We start from the raw sequence: 17,818 nt of genomic DNA, 5'->3' as shown, positions 1-17,818 counted from the left end.
TGCCGCGGCCCGGTACTCGTGGCGTCCGCCGTGGCGACGGACCTCACGAGAGATCACCGACGGATCACGACCCACCACCGAGGCGATCTGCTTGTAGGACAAGCCTTCCGCCAGACCCCTCGAGATCTCCTCCCGATCCGACAACATCAACATTTCACGCACGGAACATCCTGTCCCGCCCAACTCGCCAAGATCAAGTGCTACGACCGGCAGAACTCACCCCAGGTACCCGTCGTCGTGCACGAGACGGTGGTGGAACGAGCAGAGCAGGACCAGGTTGTCGACGTCCGTCGGCCCGCCCCGCAGCCAGTGACGGACGTGGTGAGCATGGAGGTGACGGGTGTGGTGGCACCCCGGGAACCGGCAGGAGCCGCCACCGTCGGCGGTCAGGGCGGCGATCTGTGCCGGGCTCGCCAGCCGCCTGCTCCGACCGAGGTACATCCGGTTCCCGGTGCGATCGCTCAGCAGCACCTGGGCCCGGGCGTCGCAGGCAAGGCGCTCGGCGGTGCTCGCGGCGATCTCAGGCCCACCGGCGAGGCGTGCGGTGCCGGTCCCTGCGTCGACGACGACCGTCACCCGCGCCGAGCCCCGCTCCACCACCGCGGCGCCGGCCGCGCCGGGCCCGCGGACGACCAGGTCCACCAGAGCGTCGGCCCGCCGGGCCGCCAGCGAGTCGACGACCGCGCCCGGTGCCTGCTCTTCCGTGCGGCGGGCCTGTTCGTGGGGATCGACCCCGCCCCATCCCGCCCGCCGCCCCTCGCGTGCGGCCGGATCGTCGCTGTCGCTGTCGGTCGGGCCGGCGGGAGTCGGGAGCGCTGCGGCGACCCCGGCCTCGATCGCGGCGATCAGGAGGGCGCCGTTCTCGGGAGTGAGCCGGGCTCGTACGACCAGGGATCCGTCGACGTCGTGGTGCCAGCTCACCCGCGCCGGGCGGCGACGTCGCTCGGCGGCGCGCAGCGTCGACGCACCGCGCGGACGACGGTCTCGACATGGCTCGCGGTCCCGCCCAGGGCGAGGTCCAGGAGCACCTGCTCGGCGTCGGGCCCGGCCGCGGCACCGAGAAGGGCGACAGCCCCGGCGTCACCCTGCGGCTCCGGAGCGACAACGACGACCGCCGCTTCGCTCGCCGTGTCGTCGTGCGTAACCGTGTCGCCGCTGTCGGCGGGCGGCGTGGTGGTCTCCTCCGCCCTCTCGGCGTCCGGCACGCCGGAGCCGGCATGCACTCCCGGGTCGGCGTCGGCGTCGGGGTCGCTGCCGGGGTCCCGGAGCGGCTCTGTGGCGGGACCCATCGGGGACGGGGCGGTGACGCGGTCGAGGACCGCGTCCTCCGCGCCGACGAGGCGGGTGACGGCCCGGACCTTGGAGTAGGAGATCCGGCCGGCCGCGAACGCCTCGGTGATCCGGGGCAGCCGGGTCAGCGCGTGCGCGACGCGCAGGTGCTCGGTCGCGGTGCGCAGGCTCATCCCTGCCCGCCAGGTCAGCCAGTGGGCGCAGGACCGGACGCCGACCCCGCACCAGCCGCCGCGGTCGTCGAACTCGGCGAGCAGTCGCAGGAAGCGGCACTCGGCGGCGGCGATGTGGCCGGCGAGACCGAGGAGCTCGGACTCGAGGTCCGGCAGGCTCAGCTCACCGGCCGGCGTGGTCGTGGTCGTCGAGGCGGGCATGGGCACGACACTCTCCTTCGTCGAACGTGTGTTCGAGACGAGTGTGCCGGGTGGGTCCGACAGTTTCGAGCCCGGCGGAGGACGGGGCCTGGGACGATCGCGTTCCGCGGAACGCGGCTGCTGGTCGGGATGCCGAGAGGTCGACGAAGCGGAACGGGACCCGTCGGCCCTGCCGACCCAACGGTCGACCAGGGCCAGGGCCAGGGCCAGGACCAGGACCGCGTTCCGCGGAACGCGATCGGGGCGGTGGTCGACCGGTCCGACCGGCGCTCCGATCTTGACCGATCGCGCTGCCGACCGCCCCGTGACGGCCGTCGAAAAGTCAGACCGCGTTCCGCGGAACGCACATCCTCGCGCCGTGCCGCCGTGCCGCCGTGCCGCCGTGCCGCCGTGCCGCCGTGCCGCCGTGCCGCCGTGCCGCCGTGCCGCGGTGCCGCCGTGCCGCGGTGTCGGGCGAGGGGCGGCGGCGGGGGGTGGGTGGTGTCAGAGGAGGCCGAGCTTGGTGGCTGCGTAGACCGCCTCGGCGCGGCGCGACACCATCAGCTTGCGCATCAGGTTGCCGACGTGGAACTTGACCGTCGTCTCGGAGATGAACAGCTCGGCGCCGATCGCGCGGTTGGACAGCCCCCGAGCCAGCAGGCGCAGCACGTCGAGCTCGCGGTCGGTCAGTAGTTCCCGGTCGGGCATCCCGCCGGAGAGCGACCGCACCATCGCCGATGCCGACCGGGCGTCGAACGCGCTCTCCCCGCGGGACACCGCGCGGATGGCGCGGACGAGTTCGGTGGTGTCGACGTCCTTCACCACGTAGCCGCGGGCACCCGCCTGCACCGACTCGACGACGAGACGGTCCTCGGCGAAGGTCGTCAGCACCAGCACCCCGATGCCGGGGTGGTCGGCGCACAGCCTGCGGCAGACCTCGAGACCGTCGGTCTGCGGGCCGGACGCCAGCTTGAGGTCGAGCAGCACCACCTGAGGCCGGCCGGCCGCGACGGCGGCGAACGCCTCCGGAGCGCTGCCGGCTTCGCCGACGATGCGCAGGTCGTCCTCGCGCTCCAGAACCGCGCGCAGCCCCTGCCGTATGATCGAGTGGTCATCGACCAGCACGATCCGGATCGGCGGTGCCGCGACGCTCGTGGAGCCGGAGCCGGAGCCGGAGCCGGAGCCGGGACCAGGGCCGGTGCGGGTCGCGGCGGTCCCGCCGGCCCCGTGCACCCCACCACCCGGCGGATTCCCAGCGCCCTGTCCGGATCCGCCCTGCCCGGGCGCGACAGCGCTGCCGACGGAGCCGCCCTGCCCGGGCACGACAGCGCTACCCGCGGAGCCGCCCTGCCCGGAGCGGCCGAGTCCGGAACCGCCTTGCCCGGGGCCAGGAGGCACACCGTCGTGGCCGGGGCCGCGACGGGTGCCGAGTCCCGCCCTGCCGTCGGCGGGCGCGGTGGGTACCGGTGCGGCCCCGGGGCCTCCCGGGGCGGTCCGTGTGCCGCTGCTCATCCGAGCTCCTCCTGCCCCGGCGTCCCGATCGGGACGTCCACCTGCACCTGCAGCCCACCGATCCGCGAGCGGCGGAACCGCAGGGTCCCACCCATCTCGCGGGCGCGGGCGTCCATGTTCACGAGGCCGCGGTGCTCCCCGGAGGGGCCGCGGACCGACGCCGCACGCAGCGTGCGGCGGATCTGCTCGGGGGAGGCGCCGCCGTCGTCGGAGATCGACAGGCGGACGCGACCGCCGGCGTAGGCCAGCCGCACCACCGCCCGCGACGCCGAGGCGTGCATCGCCGTGTTGAACAGCGCCTCGCCGGCGATCCGGAACAGCGACTGCTCGTGCTCGTGCGGCAGCGGCACCGGGGCCCCGCCGATCGTCACCTCCACCCGCAGCTCGTCGGGCATGTGCACGGTGGACAGCTGGCGCAGCATCGACGGCAGGTCCTTGTCGGCGTGGTCGTCGTCGTTGAGCGCGTAGATCGCCGACCGCAGCTGCTCGACGGCCCGCCGGGTCAGGTCCTTGGCGGTGTCGAGGTGCTGGAGCAGGTCCGGATCGGTGATCTCCGACCGGCACAGCTCGATGTGCATCCCGGCCGACAGCGCGTACTGGGTGACGCTGTCGTGCAGCTCGCGGGCGATGCGGTGCCGCTCGTTGTCGAGGACCTCCCGCTGGCGTGCCGCGCCGAGCGCCTGCTGGGTGAGCATCAGCTCGTCGTTGCGGACACGCAGGTCCTCGGCCTGGGCCGCGGTGCGCGCGTGCAGTCGCTCGGCCCGCTCCAGCAGCGCGCAGTTCTGCAGCGCCGACGCCGTCTGACCGGCCAGGATGCGCAGCACCGAATGGTCGGTGTCGTCGATGTGGCGTTCCGGCGGCGTCCACGCGACGAACCCGCCCACGGTGCGGCCGTCGAGCCGGATCGGGACGTGCAGGTGCCGGGGGCGCTGGTCGTCGTGATGCCGGTCGTCGTGGTGCTGGTGCTGGTGCTGGTGGTCGTCGTGGTCGTGGTGGCCGTCGCCGGCGTGCAGCCGTTCCACGTGCCGGCGCACGCGCTCGGGCACCGACGCCAGGTCGGCCCACTCGACGCCGTCCGGCCCGAGGACGACGTGCCGCGGCGCGGCGTCGGGCAGCTCGCCGTCGACGAGCCCGAGCACCACCCAGTCCGCGGACAGGTGGTCGGCCGCCGCGTCGGCGACCGCGCGGACCAGCGCCTCGGAGCCCTCCATAGTGCGGACCAGCGCGGCGGAGATCCGGTCCAGCGCGACGATGACCCGGCGCAGCCGTTCGGCCCCCTCGCGGTACTCCGAGTAGAACGACGGCTTGCCCGTCCGCAGGCCGGTGAGCTGGTCGAGGTCGGGCCGGGCCCGACCCGCGGCGGCCGGCGACGAGGACGGGGCGGGTGTGCGGCGGCGCGGGAAGCGGGCGGCGGCGGTCACCGCGTGGGCCTCCGCGACGGCGTCACAGCGCCTCCCGGAACAGGTCCTCGATCTGCTCCACGCTCGCCGTGCGCGGGTTGGTGGTCAGACAGGCGTCGCCGAGGGTGAGCCGGGACAGTCGCGGGACGTCGGCCTCGCGCACCCCGATGGCGGCGAGCCCGGTCGGGACGCCGACCTCGTCGGCCAGCTTGCGGACCTCGGTCGCGACCATGTCCACGGCCTCGTCGCCGGGCATCCCGGGCCGGGCGGGCAGCCCCATGGCCTGGGCGATCGGGACGAAGCGCGCCGCGTCGGCGTCGGAGGCCGAGCCGTTGAACCGGATCACGTGCGGCAGCAGCACGCCGTTGATCAGGCCGTGCGGCAGGTCGAGCATGCCGCCGACCTGATGGCTCATGGCGTGCGTGGCGCCGAGGATCGCGTTCGTGAACGCCAGGCCCGCCTCGAGCGCGGCCTGCGCCATCGCGGAGCGGGGGCCGTCGTCGTGGCGGCGGATCATCGTGGTCGGCAGGTTGGCGTGGACGAGTGCGACGGCGTGCAGCGCGTGGGTGTCGGTCAGCGGGCCGTGGGCCAGCGACACGAACGCCTCGATGCCGTGGGTCAGCGCGTCCAGGCCGGTCGCGGCGTTGAGCCAGTCCGGCATGGTGACGAGCAGCCGCGGGTCGATCACCGAGACGTCCGGGACCAGTGCGCGGCCCATGATCGTGATCTTGGTGAGGCGCTCGGTGTCGGTGATGATGCAGAACTGGGAGACGTCGGCGCCGGTGCCCGAGGTCGACGGTACCATCACCAGTGGAGGGATCGGGTTGGCGATGCGGTCGATGCCCTCGTAGTCGAGGATCGTGCCGCCGTTGGCCGCGAGCAGGGCGACGCCCTTCGCGGCGTCGATCACCGAGCCCCCGCCGATGCCGATCACCACGTCACAGCCGGAACTCTCGTAGCGCTCGAACCCGGCCTGGATCTCGTGGTCCTTCGGGTTCGGGGTGATCTCGTTCCACAGCTGGGGCCGCAGACCGGCGGCGCGCAGGTGGCGCAGGAGCTCGGCGGGCCACCCGGCCGCGGTCACCCCCGGGTCGGTGACGACGAACGGGCGCCGCGCCCCGAGACGCAGCGCGGCGTGGGCGGTCTCGGGCAGCGAGTCGGGCCCGAACACGATCTCCGGCGCGTGGAACTTCGACAGCCGCGGTCGCGGCTCCCGCGGGCACTGCGCCGCGCGGACCGTGTACCCCTCCTCGGCACCGGCGCCGCCGGTCTCGCCGTCGAGCACCAGCACCGTCTCCCGCGGCACGGCGCGGTCCGCCCCGTGCCCGGGGACGACGGTGCCTGCCTGACCGGTGAGGACCACGCTGCCCTCCTCCTGCTCCGTGATGGTCGACGGCCCGCCCCGGACGGCGGGCGGCTCGGTCACGAGCGTGTGTCCCACGGTACAGGGACACCCCTCTTTCCCGGCCTCTCGATCGGCGGGCGGCGCGCGGAGCCGCAGGTCGGCGGCGAGCACGTCACGCCGCGGACCTGGCCGAAAGCGGGGGGATGTCAGGAGGCGTGGATGGGCCCCTCGCGCTCGGCCAGCCGGATGCCCTCGCCGCCCCAGTGCTGGGCGATCATCTCCGCGGCGATCGACACCGCGGTCTCCTCCGGGGTGCGGGCGCCCAGATCCAGCCCGATCGGCGACGACATCTTCGCGATCTCGGCCTCGGTCACGCCCCGCTCGCGCAGGCGCTCGAGCCGGTCGTCGTGGGTGCGTCGCGAGCCCATCGCCCCGATGTAGCCGACCTCGGGCAGCCGCAGCGCCACCTCCAGCAGCGGCACGTCGAACTTCGGGTCGTGGGTGAGCACGCACAGTGCGGTGCGCTGGTCGATCCGGCCCGCGTCCGCCTCGGTCTGCAGGTAGCGGTGCGGCCACTCGACGACGACCTCGTTGGCCCCCGGGAAGCGGCTCGCGGTCGCGAACACCGGCCGGGCGTCGCAGACGGTCACCCGGAAGCCGAGGAAGCTGCCCATCCGCGCCACCGCGGCGGCGAAGTCGATCGCCCCGAACACGATCATGCGGGGCGGCGGCGCGAACGACTCGACGAAGATCTGCAGCCCCTCCCCACGACGCTCGCCGTGGACGCCGTAGGTCAGCGTCGCGTTGCGGCCGGAGTCGAGCAGGCCGCGGACGTCGTCGCGCACCGCGTCGTCGATCCGGTCCGATCCGGTGCCGCCCTCGGTCTTGTCCGGCCAGACGATCAGCCGCTTGCCGAGCAGCTCCGAGGGGCCCGCGACGACCGTGGCCACCGCGACCGGGTCCTCGTCGCGGATCGCCTCGGCGATGCGGCCGAGCTGCTCGTAGGTCTCCGGGGTCACCTTCTCAACGAAGATGTCGAGGATGCCGCCGCAGGTCAGGCCGACGGCGAACGCGTCGTCGTCCGAGACGCCGTAGCGCTGCAGGACCGGTCGTTCCTCGGACAGCACCTGCTGCCCGAGCTCGTAGACCGCGCCCTCGACGCAGCCGCCCGAGACCGAGCCGACGGCCTCGCCCGCCGGGCCGACGAGCATCGAGGCCCCCGGCTGGCGCGGTGCGGACCGGAAGGTCCCGACCACCGTCGCGAGCGCGGCCGGCTCACCCTTGCGCCACCAGCCTTCGAGCTGGTCGATCACGTCACGCATTGCGCACCACCTCGAGCAGTTTCTCCAGCGTGTCCAGGCTGTGCCCGGCCAGCAGGTCGTCCAAGTGCGGAAGGGCCGCGACTATTCCCCCCTGGACCGGGGCGTAGCCGTCCTTGCCCGCGTGCGGGTTGACCCAGACGAGCCGATGGGCCAGCCGGGACAGCTGCTCGGCCTGGGTGCCGAGCAGCTCGGTGCCACCGCGCTCCCAGCCGTCGGAGAACACGACCACGACCGCCCGGCGGGCCGCCCCGCGGCGTCCCCAGCGGTCGACGAAGGCCTGCAGCACCTCGCCCAGCCGGGTGCCGCCCGACCAGTCCGGGATGGCTCTTCCCGCGGCGCGCAGTGCGTGCTCGGGGTCGCGCAGCCGCAGCTCACGGGTGATCCGGGTGAGCCGGGTGCCCAGGGTGAACGCCTCGACCGAGCGCGGCGAACGACGGACGACGACGTGGGCGAAGCGCACGAGCGCGTCCGCGTAGGGCTCCATCGAGCCGGACACGTCGATCAGCAGCACGACCTTGCGCGGCCGGCGCGAGGTGTCGCGCCGGGCGAGCCGGAAGATCTCGCCCTGGTTGCGCAGCGCCGCGCGCAACGTGCGCTGCGGGTCGGCCTCACCGTGCCGGTTCCGTCTGCGCCGCCGCGACGCCCGGGTCGGCGGCTCCGGTCTGAGCAGGGTCATCAGCCGGCGCAGGTGCTCGCGTTCGGCGGGGGAGAGCTCCCCGACGTCGCGGTTGCGCAGGATCTCCGCACCGGTCGCGGCGGCCTTGATCTGCGGGCCGTCGGCGTCGTCGGAGTCGTCCTCCCCGCCCTCGCGGCCCGGCAGCAGTGCGGCCAGCTTCGGCGGTGCGGGCGGGCGGTCGTCGCGGTTGCTCGACGGACGGTTGCTGGTCGGCTCGAACCAGGACGGGAACGCCAGGTCGTACCGGACGATGTCGTCGGGGTCGGCGCACAGCGTCAGCCGGCCGGCCCAGTACGCCTGGTCCCGGTCGGTCACGTCCAGGGTGTCGAGCGCCTCCAGGTAGGCGGTCACCCGGTCCTGGGTGACCGGCACCCCGGCCGCGCGCAGGACCTCGGTGAACCCGACGAATCCGGTCAGCAGCTCGTCGGTGGTGCCGGTGGGCTCCGCCGCGGGCGGCCGGGGCGGGGCCGCCGGGGACGGGCTCGGGGGAACGGTCATCGCGGCCGGGTCAGGACGCCAGCAGGGTGTCGAGCTGCTTGTGGACCCGGTCGGCGTCCTCCCGGTACTTGAGGACGGCGCCGAGGGTGCGCGCCGCCGACTCCGGGTCCAGGTGCCGGGCGCCGATCAGCTGCAGCGCCCGCGCCCAGTCCAGGGTCTCCGCGACGCCCGGCGGCTTGATCAGGTCGGTGTGGCGCAGCTTCTGCACCGCCCGCGCGACCGACGCGGCGAGCCGCTCGGGCACCTCGGGCAGCCTGCTGTGCAGGATCTCGATCTCGCGTTCGATGTTCGGGTGCTCCAGCCAGAGGTAGAGGCAGCGGCGCTTGAGCGCGTCGTGCACCTCCCGGGTCCGGTTCGAGGTGAGGACGACGACCGGCGGTGTCGCGGCGCGCACCTCCCCGAGCTCCGGGATGGTCACCGCGTGCTCGGTGAGGACCTCCAGCAGGAAGGCCTCGAACTCGTCGTCGGCGCGGTCGATCTCGTCGATGAGCAGCACCGACGGGCTGGTGCGCAGCGCCTGCAGGATCGGGCGGGCCAGCAGGAAGCGCTCGTCGTAGAGACCTGCCTCCACCGTGTCGGGGTCGAACCCGTCGCGGCCGCTCGCGGCCTCCAGGGTGCGCAGGTGCAGCAGCTGACGGGGGAAGTCCCAGTCGTAGAGGGCCTGACCGGAGTCGATGCCGTCGTGGCACTGCAGACGGATGAGCGGTGCGTTCAGCGTGGCGGCCAGTGCCTGGGCCAGCGCGGTCTTACCGGTCCCCGGCTCGCCCTCGCAGAAGAGCGGACGGTTCATGCGCAGGGCGAGGAAGGCCGCCGTCGCGAGACCGTCGTCGGCGAGATAGCCGGTCGCGCGCAACGCGTCGGCGAGCTCGGCCGGGCTCCCGGGGCCGGGTGCGGTGTCGTTCACCGAACCAGCATGCAGGACGAGCGGTGAACGAGGCCACAGCAGGAGGGCCCTCCTCCCCGCGCGGGCGGGTCGAGCACCTCGCCCTGAGGACGAACGAGCGGCCCGGAAGGTTCGAGTTGCTTCCGAATCAGAAATGTTCATGACCGCGTGATAGGTCCGTGATGTGACGTCGTTGACCAGTGCGTTTAGGGAGAATCTGATAATTACACGCTTGTTACAGTGATTCCGCTCACGGGCCCCTTCGTTGACGAATTCTTTCCGCCCATTCACCTTTCTGTCGGTCGGTCCACCGGATCGGCCACCTGAACGAGCAACACATCCGGACCCGCCGCGCCGAACCACCCCCGTCCCGCGGCTGTCCGGTCCGTCGAGGAACGGAACGGGACGGGGACGAGAGAGACCACCTCCGCGGACGTCATGGACGTCGCTCCCCGGTCCCGATCGACGCACCCGCGACGACACGGCGGGCACACCTGTGCCCAGGGGACCTCCTGTGCGGAGTGTGTGTGTCCTCGGGCCGGCGCGGTGGGAGCGAAACGATGACCAAGGGACCCAAGGGCCGAAGTCTCCTGCGCATGGCTGCGGCGGGTGTCGTCGCGGTCGGTGCGACGGCTGCGATCGCCGGCACCGCCAACGCTGCCCCGGACAGCGTCTGGGACCAGCTCGCCCAGTGCGAGAGCGGCGGCAACTGGTCGATCAACACGGGCAACGGGTACCACGGCGGGCTGCAGTTCTCCCCGTCCACCTGGGCCGCCTTCGGTGGTTCGGGTTCGGCGGCCAACGCCAGCCGCGCCGAGCAGATCGCGGTCGCCGAGCGGGTGCTGGCCGCGCAGGGCTGGGGCGCCTGGCCGTCCTGCTCGAAGAAGCTGGGCATCACCGGCTACTCGGCCGACACGAGCAAGCGCGTGAAGGCGTCGGCCCCCGCCGCGTCCGCGCCGAAGAAGGCCGCCGCCCCGGCCGCCGGTGGGTACACCGTCAAGGCTGGCGACACGCTGAGCCGGATCGCGGCCGCGCACGGCACCTCGGTGGCGAAGCTGGCCGCCGCGAACGGCATCGGCAACGTGAACGTGATCAGCGTCGGTCAGGTCCTGAACCTCGGCTGATCCCGCCGACCGTCCCCGGACCGCCATCCGGGACGGACGGCACGGGGCGCGCGGTGTCCCCAGCACCCGCCCCGGCGGACGACGGCCCGGGGTCCCCTTCCCCTCGTGGGGAGGCGGACCCGGGCCGTTCCGTCGTTCCGGGGGTGCGCCGTTGTTCCGGGGCGCGCAGCCGGGCTCAGGTGGAGTTGACCCACTCGTCGGAACCGTCGGCGAACCGCTGGTGCTTCCAGACCGGCAGCAGGCGCTTCACCTCGTCGACGAGCTCGGCGCAGGCGGTGAACGCCTCCCGGCGGTGCTCGGCGGCGACGGCGCAGGCGAGGGCCACCTCGCCGATGTCGAGCGGGCCGACGCGATGGCTCACCGCGAGCGCCCGGACGCCGGGGGAGTGCGCGGCCACCTGCTCGGCGACCTCGGCGACGATCCGGGCGGCCGTCGGGTGCGCGCTGTACTCCAGCCCGTGCACCGACTTCCCGCCGTCGTGGTCGCGGACGACACCGGCGAAGGTGACGACCGCGCCGGCGGCGGCGTGCTCGACCAGGCGGGCGTGCTCCTCGACGTCGAGCGGCTCCTCGCCGACGGCCGCACGCAGGACCGTCGCGGTCCGCGTGGTCGCGGGATCGGTCATCGGTGGTCTCCTCCGTGCAGCTGGTCGACCGCGTGGTCGAGGACCCCGGCGAGCACGCCGAGGCCGTCCTTCACCCCGCCCGGGGAGCCGGGCAGGTTGACGATCAGGGTGCGGCCCGCGACCCCGGCCAGGCCACGGGAGAGCACGGCGGTGGGGACCTTCTCCTCCCCGGCGCGGCGGATCGCGTCGGCCAGGCCCGGGATCTCGTGGTCGAGCACGGCCCGGGTGACCTCGGGGGTGGCGTCGGTGGGGGAGATGCCGGTGCCCCCGGTCGTGACGACGACCGCGACGCCGTCGGCGACGGCGGCCCGCAGCGCCTGCCCGACCGGCTCCCCGTCCGGTACGACGACCGGGTCCGGGGTGTCGTAGCCGCGTTCGCGCAGCCAGGCGACGATCGGTGGCCCGCCGCGGTCGGTGTAGACGCCCGCCGCGGCGCGGTTGGAGGCGGTGACCACCCGGGCGGCGCGTGCGGCGGTCATGCCCCGCGCTCCCACGGGCCGGTCTTGCCGCCCTCCTTGCGTTCGACGCGCACGGCGTCGAGCACGGCGCCCGGGTCCACGGCCTTGATCATGTCGTGCAGGGTGAGCCCGGCGACGGCGACCGCGGTCAGGGCCTCCATCTCCACCCCGGTGCGGTCGGTGGTGCGGACCTCGGCGCGGATGGCGACCCGGCCGGCGTCGCCGTCGGTGGCCGGCGCCAGGTCCAGTGTCACCCCGCTGATCGCGATGGGGTGGCAGAGCGGCACGAGGTCCGGGGTGCGCTTGGCTCCCATGATCCCGGCGATGCGGGCGGTGGCGAGTGCGTCGCCCTTGGGGAGGCCGTCGGTCTCCAGCAGGCGCACGACCTCGGCCGTGGTGTGCACCGTCCCGGTGGCGACGGCGGCGCGGCGGCCGGGCTGCTTGTCCGACACGTCGACCATCCGGGCCGCCCCGGCGTCGTCGACGTGGCTGAGCGCGGGGTCGGGCCGGCGGTGCTCGGTGGTCACGCCCCGACAGTACGGGGGTCTCGGCGGGGTGGCCCTCGCCACTCCGCGTGCCCGAGGAGGGGCCTCCGGATGGAGCAATGGATGTGATCTGTATCACGTTTGTGGAACTGATCGAACCGTTTGTGCGAACGTTTCCGGTTCGTGATCGGGGCTTGTCACCTGCGCAAACGCGAGACCTGGCCATCGGGTGTCCGGTACGTCCGACGCCACGCCGTGTCGCCGTCGACTTTCGCGTCGCTCTGACGTGACCTACCTTCGGTCCCGGCTCGGCCGACTCCCCCATGCGGCCGGGCTCCGGTGCCGCAACGCTCCCTGTCCGGCGGTCACCGGCCCCCGAGGTATCGGTGTGGGACAGGGCCGATCGTCAGACGGATCGGTGGCCGCTCCCCCGGCTGCCGGTACGGGCACCCACTCCCCGGGTGCGGTTCGGGTGGCGTCACGCGGGAGACCTGCCATGCCTCGTTACCGTGGGAAACACCGTAAACCGAGCACCGCCGGCCGCACGATCGTCCGGACCGCCGTCGCCGGTGCCGTCCTCGGCGCCCCGATGCTGACCGTCGTGGGCACCGCGAACGCCGCCTCCGACTCCACCTGGGACTCGCTCGCGCACTGCGAGAGCACCGGGAACTGGGCCGCGAACACCGGCAACGGCTACTACGGCGGCCTGCAGTTCAGCCCGAGCACCTGGAAGGCCTACGGCGGTGGCGAGTACGCCGCGTCGGCGCACCAGGCCACCCGGGCCGAGCAGATCGCCGTCGCCGAGAAGGTCCTGGCCGCCCAGGGCTGGAACGCCTGGCCGTCCTGCTCGTCCAAGACCGGCGCATCCGGGTCCGCCACGCCGCGGACCCTGGAGACCGACGCCGGCACCCGGGCCCCGGAGCGGGTGAAGGCCAGCGCCCCCGCGGCGTCGTCCGGCGGCACCTACACGGTGAAGTCCGGCGACACCCTGGGCAAGATCGCGGCCGCGCACGGCATCGCGAACTGGAAGAACCTGCTGTCCAAGAACCCGGGCCTCGGTGCCGGGCACCTGATCACCCCCGGCCAGGTCATCAACATCTGACCCCGGCACGACGATGCCCCGGCCCCTCGCGGAGGGACCGGGGCACGGGTGTGTCGGGGCCGGTGCGGCGGCTCAGGTCCCGGCGAGGCGGCGCAGCTGCCCCGGGGTGTCGACGTCGTCGGGGACGGCGACGTCGCCGCACTCGACCAGCTCCACATCGGAGCGGCCGGCCAGGTAGTCGCGGGCGCCGGAGTCCCCGGAGGACAGTGCGACGACGCCCGACCAGTGGTCCCGGCCGATCAGGACGGGATGTCCGGGGACGCCGTCGAACGCGGCCCGCCGCAGCGACGACGGTCCCGCACCCTCGGCGACCCGGCGGATCGCCTCCGGCCCGATGCCCGGCAGGTCGACCAGGTGCACCAGCGCCGCGCCGGTGCCGGGCAGGTGGGTCAGCGACCCCAGCCCGCGCCGCAGCGACGCGCCCATGCCCTCGTCCCAGTCCTCGGCGACCACGACACCGACGTCACTGCCGTCGGTGCCCAGGCCCGCGCTGCGCAGCACGTCGGTGACGTCGTCGGCTCGGGCGCCGAGCACGACGGTGACCGGGCCGCACCCACCCGCCTGCAGCGCCTTGACCGCCCGCACCGCGAGCGGCTCGCCGTGCAGACGGACCAGCGCCTTCGGGGTGCCCATGCGGCGTCCGGCGCCGCCCGCGAGCAACAGACCGGCGACCACGGTCAGCGGTTGATCTCGGTGACCGGGTGCTCGTAGGGCACGCTGGCGACCGGGAACTCGATGTCACCGAACGGCGACATGTTTCCCTGGACGCTGCCCAGGAGCTCGGTGACCGGGTGGTCGCCGTCCTCGGAGTGCGGCCACTCCGGGTGGATCCGGTCCTGCTTCGCGGGCTTGGCGGCCATCGCGTCCTCCAGCGTCGTCGTCCGGTCCCGAGCGGGACCGCGGCAGTGTCCTGTGTCCAGTATCGCGGACGCGGGCGCGGCTGTCCGCCCCGGTGCGCCCGCGATCGTCCGACTACCCTGGCGACGATGCAGACGTCCCTGGTCGAGTGGTTGCGCGGGCAGGACGACGGGTTCCTCGCCGCGCTGCTGCGCGCACGTCCGGACCTCGCCGTCCCACCTCCCGGCGACCTCACCGTGCTCGCGACCCGCGCCTCGATCCGGGCGTCGGTGCAGCGCGCCTGCGAGGACCTCGGCACCGTGGCGCTGACCGTGCTGGACGCGCTGGTGCTGGCGACGGCGTGGCGGACCCCGGTCGACGCGACGACCCCCGGCGCCGGCCTGCGCGGCTGGCTCGGCCCCGACGTGGACGAGGCCACCGTCGCCGAGGGACTCACCGCGCTGCGCGACCGCGCGCTGGCCTGGGGCCCGGACGACGCGGTGTCGCTGGTCCCCGCGGCCGCCGACGTCGTCGGGCCGTGGCCCGCCGGGCTCGGCGCCCCCGCCACCGGTCCGGCCGCGAGCTCGGAGCTCGACACCCTGCTCGCCGGGGTGGGCGAGGACGAACGCAAGGTCCTCGACGTCCTCGCCCAGGGCCCGCCGGTCGGCCGCTCCCGCAACGCGAACGGCTCCACCGGACCGGTCGGGTCGCTCCTCGACAAGGGGCTGCTCGTGCGCCGCGACGCCGACACCGTCGAGCTGCCCCGCCAGGTCGCGCTGGCCCTGCGCGGCGACCGTCCGATGGGGCCGCTGGACCGGTCCCGGCCGGACGTCCCGCTGCGCGCCAGGGAGACCTCGGTGGTCGACGGCACCGGCGCCGGGGCCGCACTGGAGTTCCTGCGCCGCACCGACCTGCTCCTGGAGTGGCTGGCGCGGGAGTCGGTGCCGGTGCTGCGGTCGGGCGGGTTCGGCGTCCGCGAGCTCAAGCGGGCGGCGAAGGCGGCCGACACCGACGAGCCGACCGCGGCGCTGATTCTGGAGGTCCTGTACGCCGCGGACCTCGTCGGGGCGACCGAGTCGGTGACCCCGGAGTGGCTGCCGACCACCACCTGGGACGTCTGGGGCACCGGCCCGGAGGAGTCCCGCTGGGCGGTGCTGGCCCAGGCCTGGCTGGAGCTGCCGCGGCTGCCCGGGCTGGTGGGGCGCCGCGACGAGACCGGCAAGCCGATCACCGCCCTGTCCGACGGGCCGCGCCGTCCCCCCGCCGCGCGGGACCGCCGTCGCGTCCTGGACGCGCTCGCCGATCTCGCACCCGGCACCTCGGTCGGGTCACCGGAGGACCTGGCGCGGCTGCTGGCCTGGCACGCCCCGCGCCGCGGCGGCCGGCTGCGCGACGAGACGGTCGGCTGGACCGTCGCCGAGGCCACCGCGATCGGCGTGGTCGCCCTCGACGCGCTCACCACGGCCGGACGGGTGCTGCTCGACCCGGCCCTGCGCCCGGACCCGGCGCACCCCACCCGGCACCCCACCGAGCTGGCCGCCGCACTGCACGCGGCGCTGCCCGCCCCGGTGGAGGAGATCCTGCTGCAGGCCGACCTGACCGCCGTCGCACCCGGGCGGCTGTCGGCGAACCTCGCGCACGAGCTCGCGATCCTGGCCGAGGTCGAGTCCGCGGGCGGCGCCACGGTGTACCGCTTCACCGAGCGCAGCCTGCGCCGGGCACTGGACACCGGCCGTACCGCCGACGACGTCCGCGCGATCCTCGAGGCCCGCTCCCGCACCCCGGTCCCGCAGACCCTGACCTATCTGGTGGACGACGTCGCCCGCCGGCACGGCAGGCTGCGCGGCGGGGCGGTCAGCTGCTTCCTGCGCTCGGACGACGAGGTGCTCCTGTCCGAGGTGCTCGCGCACTCCGCGGCCGAGGAGTTGGGGCTGCGCCGGATCGCCCCGACCGTCATGGTCAGCTCGCTGCCGCTGGCCGAGGTGCTCGACGGGCTGCGGGCCGCCGGGTTCAGCCCGGCCGCCGAGGACGCGGGCGGTGCCGTCGTCGACCTCGGGCCGAAGGGGCGGCGCACCGAGCCGCGGCTGCGGCGCGGCACCCGCGACGCCGGCCGGGTCGTCGACCGGTCCCCGACGAACCGGGCCGAGGAGCTGGTCGAGCGACTGCGGGCGGGGGACCGCCTGGCCGGGGTGCGCGACAGCGTCGCCGGGCGGCGTGAGCTCACCGGCGCGACCGGGAACCTGGCGTCGTTGCAGGAGGCCGTGCGCGAGGGCCGGACCGTGTGGATCGGCTACGTCGACGCCCACGGGGTCGCCGGGGACCGGGTGCTCGCGCCGGTCTCGGTCGGCGGCGGCTACGTCGAGGGCCGCGACGCGCTCGACGGCGAGCTGCGCCGGATCCAGCTGCACCGCATCACCTCGATCGCCCCGGTCGACGCCGGGGCGGAGCAGCCGGCCGGGCGCGACCAGGCCCGGGGCTGAACGGGTCCCCTCGCGGGAGGGACGCGCTACCGCGACGGCGCCGGCACGGGATGTGCCGGCGCCGCCGTCGGGTACGGGTCAGCGGGCGCCGGCGGCCATCCGCTGGTGCATCGCGTGCTGCACCAGCGCGATCAGGGTCTCCTTGGTCGACTGCCGGTGCCGGGCGTCGCACACGACCATCGGGACGGCCGGGTCGATCGACATCGCCTCGCGCACGTCGTCGAGGCTGTGCTGCAGCTGCCCGTCGAAGGCGTTGACACCCACGACGTAGGGCAGTCCGCGGTCCTCGAAGAAGTCGATCGCGGCGAAGGAGTCGGCCAGGCGCCGGGTGTCGACGAGGACGACGGCGCCGATCGCGCCGCGGACCAGGTCGTCCCACATGAACCAGAACCGCTGCTGGCCGGGCGTGCCGAACAGGTAGAGCACCAGGTCGGCGTCCAGCGAGACACGACCGAAGTCCATCGCGACGGTCGTCGACCGCTTGTTGGGGGTGGCGGAGAGGTCGTCGTGCGACGCACTCGCCTCGGTCATCACCGCCTCGGTGGTCAGCGGCATGATCTCCGAGACCGACCCGACGAAGGTGGTCTTCCCGACGCCGAACCCACCGGCCACCACGATCTTGGCCGACATCGTCGCGGCACGGGCCATCCCGGCCGCGGGCTGGGGCGGCTGTGGCCTAGAGCCGACGGAGTCCACTCAACACCCTTTCCATCAGCGCGAGGTCCGGCGCGTTGCCGGGGGTGCTCGCGGTCTGGTGAACGGTCACCGTGCCGTTCGAGGCCATGTCCCCGAGCAGCACCCGGGCCACGCCCAGGGGGAGCGACAACAGCGCCGCGACCTCGGCCACCGAGCGGGTCTGCTCGAGCAGCAGGTCGGCGACGGAGCGGTGCTCCATCGGCAGCCGTTCCAGCTGGCTGCGGGCCCGGTTGCTGACCGAGACCAGGGTCTCGATGGCCAGCTCGTAGCCCGACTTGGTCCGTCCCCGCGTCCAGGCGTAGGGCCGGACGAAGGCGGCACCACCCGCGGACGGGGGCACCGGCGGCGGCGCTGCCACTGGGTCGTACGTGGGGTTCTGCCCCGTGTTCTGGGCCGGTTGCGGCGCCGGCCGGTCCGGCCGGTCACCGCCCCGCTGGGCCTCCAGCTCGGCCGGGGTGGGCGGCAGCCCGTAGGCCGCCGACCCGCCGATGGGGCCGGTCACCTCGCCCGGGTTCGGCGGCGGGACCCGGCGCGCGGGGGCGGCACCCTCCGGCTCGACGTCGTCCTCCGGACGGTTGCGCCCCCATCGGCGCTTCTTGGGCGTGCGCTTGGAGTCCAGGCTGAACCCGTTCATGACGTCGGCGAACGTCGGCTCGGGGCCGTGTCCGCCCGGGTCCTGGGTCATCGGATCTCACCCGCTCTGGTCGATCCTCGGATGGGGTGCATGACGGT

At 74.4% G+C, this 17,818-nt stretch carries 18 protein-coding genes; 3 read left to right on the top strand and 15 right to left on the bottom strand.

All coding sequences use genetic code 11. The features are described 5' to 3' along the window. Window positions 1–216: 216 nt before the first annotated feature. The 8 genes from Ae505Ps2_RS33115 to Ae505Ps2_RS04605 form a co-directional block, all read right to left on the bottom strand. Window positions 217–921 (bottom strand): HNH endonuclease signature motif containing protein, encoded by a 705-nt coding sequence (locus tag Ae505Ps2_RS33115; RefSeq protein WP_075553432.1) that lies wholly within the window; start codon window positions 919–921, stop codon window positions 217–219. After that, the gene (locus tag Ae505Ps2_RS04635; RefSeq protein ID WP_075553431.1) at window positions 918–1,664 is read right to left on the bottom strand and encodes a DUF222 domain-containing protein; all 747 of its coding nucleotides are present in this window, start codon (window positions 1,662–1,664) and stop codon (window positions 918–920) included. The genes Ae505Ps2_RS33115 and Ae505Ps2_RS04635 overlap by 4 nt, the downstream gene beginning before the upstream one ends. 483 nt (window positions 1,665–2,147) lie before the next feature. Next, window positions 2,148–3,155 (bottom strand): response regulator transcription factor, encoded by a 1,008-nt coding sequence (locus Ae505Ps2_RS34170; protein WP_349289820.1) that lies wholly within the window; start codon window positions 3,153–3,155, stop codon window positions 2,148–2,150. After that, complete coding sequence (locus Ae505Ps2_RS04625; protein ID WP_084786199.1) at window positions 3,152–4,576, bottom strand: histidine kinase; 1,425 nt, start codon at window positions 4,574–4,576, stop codon at window positions 3,152–3,154. Before Ae505Ps2_RS04625 ends, Ae505Ps2_RS34170 begins: the two co-directional genes overlap by 4 nt. A 22-nt stretch (window positions 4,577–4,598) precedes the next feature. Then, the gene (locus tag Ae505Ps2_RS04620) at window positions 4,599–5,996 is read right to left on the bottom strand and encodes an iron-containing alcohol dehydrogenase (protein ID WP_249265218.1); all 1,398 of its coding nucleotides are present in this window, start codon (window positions 5,994–5,996) and stop codon (window positions 4,599–4,601) included. A gap of 110 nt (window positions 5,997–6,106) precedes the next feature. Next, on the bottom strand, window positions 6,107–7,222 hold the full coding sequence (locus Ae505Ps2_RS04615) for an XdhC/CoxI family protein (protein ID WP_020623613.1): 1,116 nt from the start codon (window positions 7,220–7,222) through the stop codon (window positions 6,107–6,109). After that, complete coding sequence (locus tag Ae505Ps2_RS04610; protein WP_083695329.1) at window positions 7,215–8,396, bottom strand: VWA domain-containing protein; 1,182 nt, start codon at window positions 8,394–8,396, stop codon at window positions 7,215–7,217. Before Ae505Ps2_RS04610 ends, Ae505Ps2_RS04615 begins: the two co-directional genes overlap by 8 nt. 10 nt (window positions 8,397–8,406) lie before the next feature. Continuing rightward, window positions 8,407–9,300, bottom strand: coding sequence for a MoxR family ATPase (locus Ae505Ps2_RS04605; RefSeq protein ID WP_020623615.1), 894 nt, complete (start codon window positions 9,298–9,300; stop codon window positions 8,407–8,409). A 575-nt stretch (window positions 9,301–9,875) separates the two neighbouring features. Between Ae505Ps2_RS04605 and Ae505Ps2_RS04600 the strand changes: the two genes are divergently transcribed. Then, on the top strand, window positions 9,876–10,403 hold the full coding sequence (locus Ae505Ps2_RS04600; protein WP_249265217.1) for a transglycosylase family protein: 528 nt from the start codon (window positions 9,876–9,878) through the stop codon (window positions 10,401–10,403). A gap of 175 nt (window positions 10,404–10,578) precedes the next feature. Here Ae505Ps2_RS04600 and Ae505Ps2_RS04595 read toward each other — a convergent pair whose 3' ends face one another. The 3 genes from Ae505Ps2_RS04595 to moaC are packed head-to-tail and all read right to left on the bottom strand — an operon-like array spanning window position 10,579 to window position 12,013. Next, entirely contained in the window at window positions 10,579–11,028 is a 450-nt protein-coding gene (locus Ae505Ps2_RS04595) for a molybdenum cofactor biosynthesis protein MoaE (RefSeq protein ID WP_020623617.1), read from the bottom strand. Then, the gene (locus tag Ae505Ps2_RS04590; RefSeq protein WP_075309810.1) at window positions 11,025–11,507 is read right to left on the bottom strand and encodes a MogA/MoaB family molybdenum cofactor biosynthesis protein; all 483 of its coding nucleotides are present in this window, start codon (window positions 11,505–11,507) and stop codon (window positions 11,025–11,027) included. Before Ae505Ps2_RS04590 ends, Ae505Ps2_RS04595 begins: the two co-directional genes overlap by 4 nt. After that, window positions 11,504–12,013 carry a cyclic pyranopterin monophosphate synthase MoaC gene (moaC, locus tag Ae505Ps2_RS04585; RefSeq protein ID WP_075309812.1) on the bottom strand — a complete coding sequence of 170 codons (510 nt, stop codon included), beginning with the start codon at window positions 12,011–12,013 and terminating at the stop codon, window positions 11,504–11,506. Before moaC ends, Ae505Ps2_RS04590 begins: the two co-directional genes overlap by 4 nt. 454 nt (window positions 12,014–12,467) lie before the next feature. Between moaC and Ae505Ps2_RS04580 the strand changes: the two genes are divergently transcribed. After that, on the top strand, window positions 12,468–13,073 hold the full coding sequence (locus tag Ae505Ps2_RS04580; protein WP_020623620.1) for a transglycosylase family protein: 606 nt from the start codon (window positions 12,468–12,470) through the stop codon (window positions 13,071–13,073). Between the two features lie 72 nt (window positions 13,074–13,145). Here the strand turns inward: Ae505Ps2_RS04580 and Ae505Ps2_RS04575 are convergent, their stop codons facing one another. Then, the gene (locus tag Ae505Ps2_RS04575; protein WP_020623621.1) at window positions 13,146–13,748 is read right to left on the bottom strand and encodes a nucleotidyltransferase family protein; all 603 of its coding nucleotides are present in this window, start codon (window positions 13,746–13,748) and stop codon (window positions 13,146–13,148) included. A gap of 2 nt (window positions 13,749–13,750) precedes the next feature. After that, window positions 13,751–13,933: a hypothetical protein gene (locus tag Ae505Ps2_RS04570; protein WP_020623622.1), complete on the bottom strand. Its 183-nt coding sequence runs from the start codon at window positions 13,931–13,933 to the stop codon at window positions 13,751–13,753. 126 nt (window positions 13,934–14,059) lie between these two features. Here Ae505Ps2_RS04570 and Ae505Ps2_RS04565 point away from each other — a divergent pair, with 126 nt between their 5' ends. Then, window positions 14,060–16,390: a helicase-associated domain-containing protein gene (locus Ae505Ps2_RS04565; protein WP_075553430.1), complete on the top strand. Its 2,331-nt coding sequence runs from the start codon at window positions 14,060–14,062 to the stop codon at window positions 16,388–16,390. A 78-nt stretch (window positions 16,391–16,468) separates the two neighbouring features. On the opposite strand, the gene Ae505Ps2_RS04560 is transcribed toward Ae505Ps2_RS04565, so the two are convergent. Both Ae505Ps2_RS04560 and Ae505Ps2_RS04555 read right to left on the bottom strand, forming a co-directional pair. Further along, window positions 16,469–17,038: an ATP/GTP-binding protein gene (locus Ae505Ps2_RS04560; protein WP_086002304.1), complete on the bottom strand. Its 570-nt coding sequence runs from the start codon at window positions 17,036–17,038 to the stop codon at window positions 16,469–16,471. Between the two features lie 28 nt (window positions 17,039–17,066). Continuing rightward, window positions 17,067–17,771 (bottom strand): DUF742 domain-containing protein, encoded by a 705-nt coding sequence (locus Ae505Ps2_RS04555; RefSeq protein WP_198932229.1) that lies wholly within the window; start codon window positions 17,769–17,771, stop codon window positions 17,067–17,069. Window positions 17,772–17,818 lie beyond the last annotated feature (47 nt).

It is taken from the genome of Pseudonocardia sp. Ae505_Ps2 (assembly GCF_001932425.1).
Taxonomy (GTDB): domain Bacteria; phylum Actinomycetota; class Actinomycetes; order Mycobacteriales; family Pseudonocardiaceae; genus Pseudonocardia.
The sequence above is the reverse complement of the archived record's forward strand: the minus strand, read 5'-3'. Positions and strand labels throughout refer to the sequence as shown.

What these genes read in the sequence shown, in the direction of transcription:
- Ae505Ps2_RS04635 (WP_075553431.1), bottom strand. Translation starts at nt 1,664, where the DNA reads ATGCCCGCCTCGACGACCACGACCACGCCGGCCGGTGAGCTGAGCCTG.
- Ae505Ps2_RS34170 (WP_349289820.1), bottom strand. Translation starts at nt 3,155, where the DNA reads ATGAGCAGCGGCACACGGACCGCCCCGGGAGGCCCCGGGGCCGCACCG.
- Ae505Ps2_RS04615 (WP_020623613.1), bottom strand. Translation starts at nt 7,222, where the DNA reads ATGCGTGACGTGATCGACCAGCTCGAAGGCTGGTGGCGCAAGGGTGAG.
- Ae505Ps2_RS04610 (WP_083695329.1), bottom strand. Translation starts at nt 8,396, where the DNA reads ATGACCGTTCCCCCGAGCCCGTCCCCGGCGGCCCCGCCCCGGCCGCCC.
- Ae505Ps2_RS04600 (WP_249265217.1), top strand. Translation starts at nt 9,876, where the DNA reads ATGGCTGCGGCGGGTGTCGTCGCGGTCGGTGCGACGGCTGCGATCGCC.
- Ae505Ps2_RS04595 (WP_020623617.1), bottom strand. Translation starts at nt 11,028, where the DNA reads ATGACCGATCCCGCGACCACGCGGACCGCGACGGTCCTGCGTGCGGCC.
- Ae505Ps2_RS04590 (WP_075309810.1), bottom strand. Translation starts at nt 11,507, where the DNA reads ATGACCGCCGCACGCGCCGCCCGGGTGGTCACCGCCTCCAACCGCGCC.
- Ae505Ps2_RS04580 (WP_020623620.1), top strand. Translation starts at nt 12,468, where the DNA reads ATGCCTCGTTACCGTGGGAAACACCGTAAACCGAGCACCGCCGGCCGC.
- Ae505Ps2_RS04570 (WP_020623622.1), bottom strand. Translation starts at nt 13,933, where the DNA reads ATGGCCGCCAAGCCCGCGAAGCAGGACCGGATCCACCCGGAGTGGCCG.
- Ae505Ps2_RS04565 (WP_075553430.1), top strand. Translation starts at nt 14,060, where the DNA reads ATGCAGACGTCCCTGGTCGAGTGGTTGCGCGGGCAGGACGACGGGTTC.
- Ae505Ps2_RS04560 (WP_086002304.1), bottom strand. Translation starts at nt 17,038, where the DNA reads ATGGCCCGTGCCGCGACGATGTCGGCCAAGATCGTGGTGGCCGGTGGG.
- Ae505Ps2_RS04555 (WP_198932229.1), bottom strand. Translation starts at nt 17,771, where the DNA reads ATGACCCAGGACCCGGGCGGACACGGCCCCGAGCCGACGTTCGCCGAC.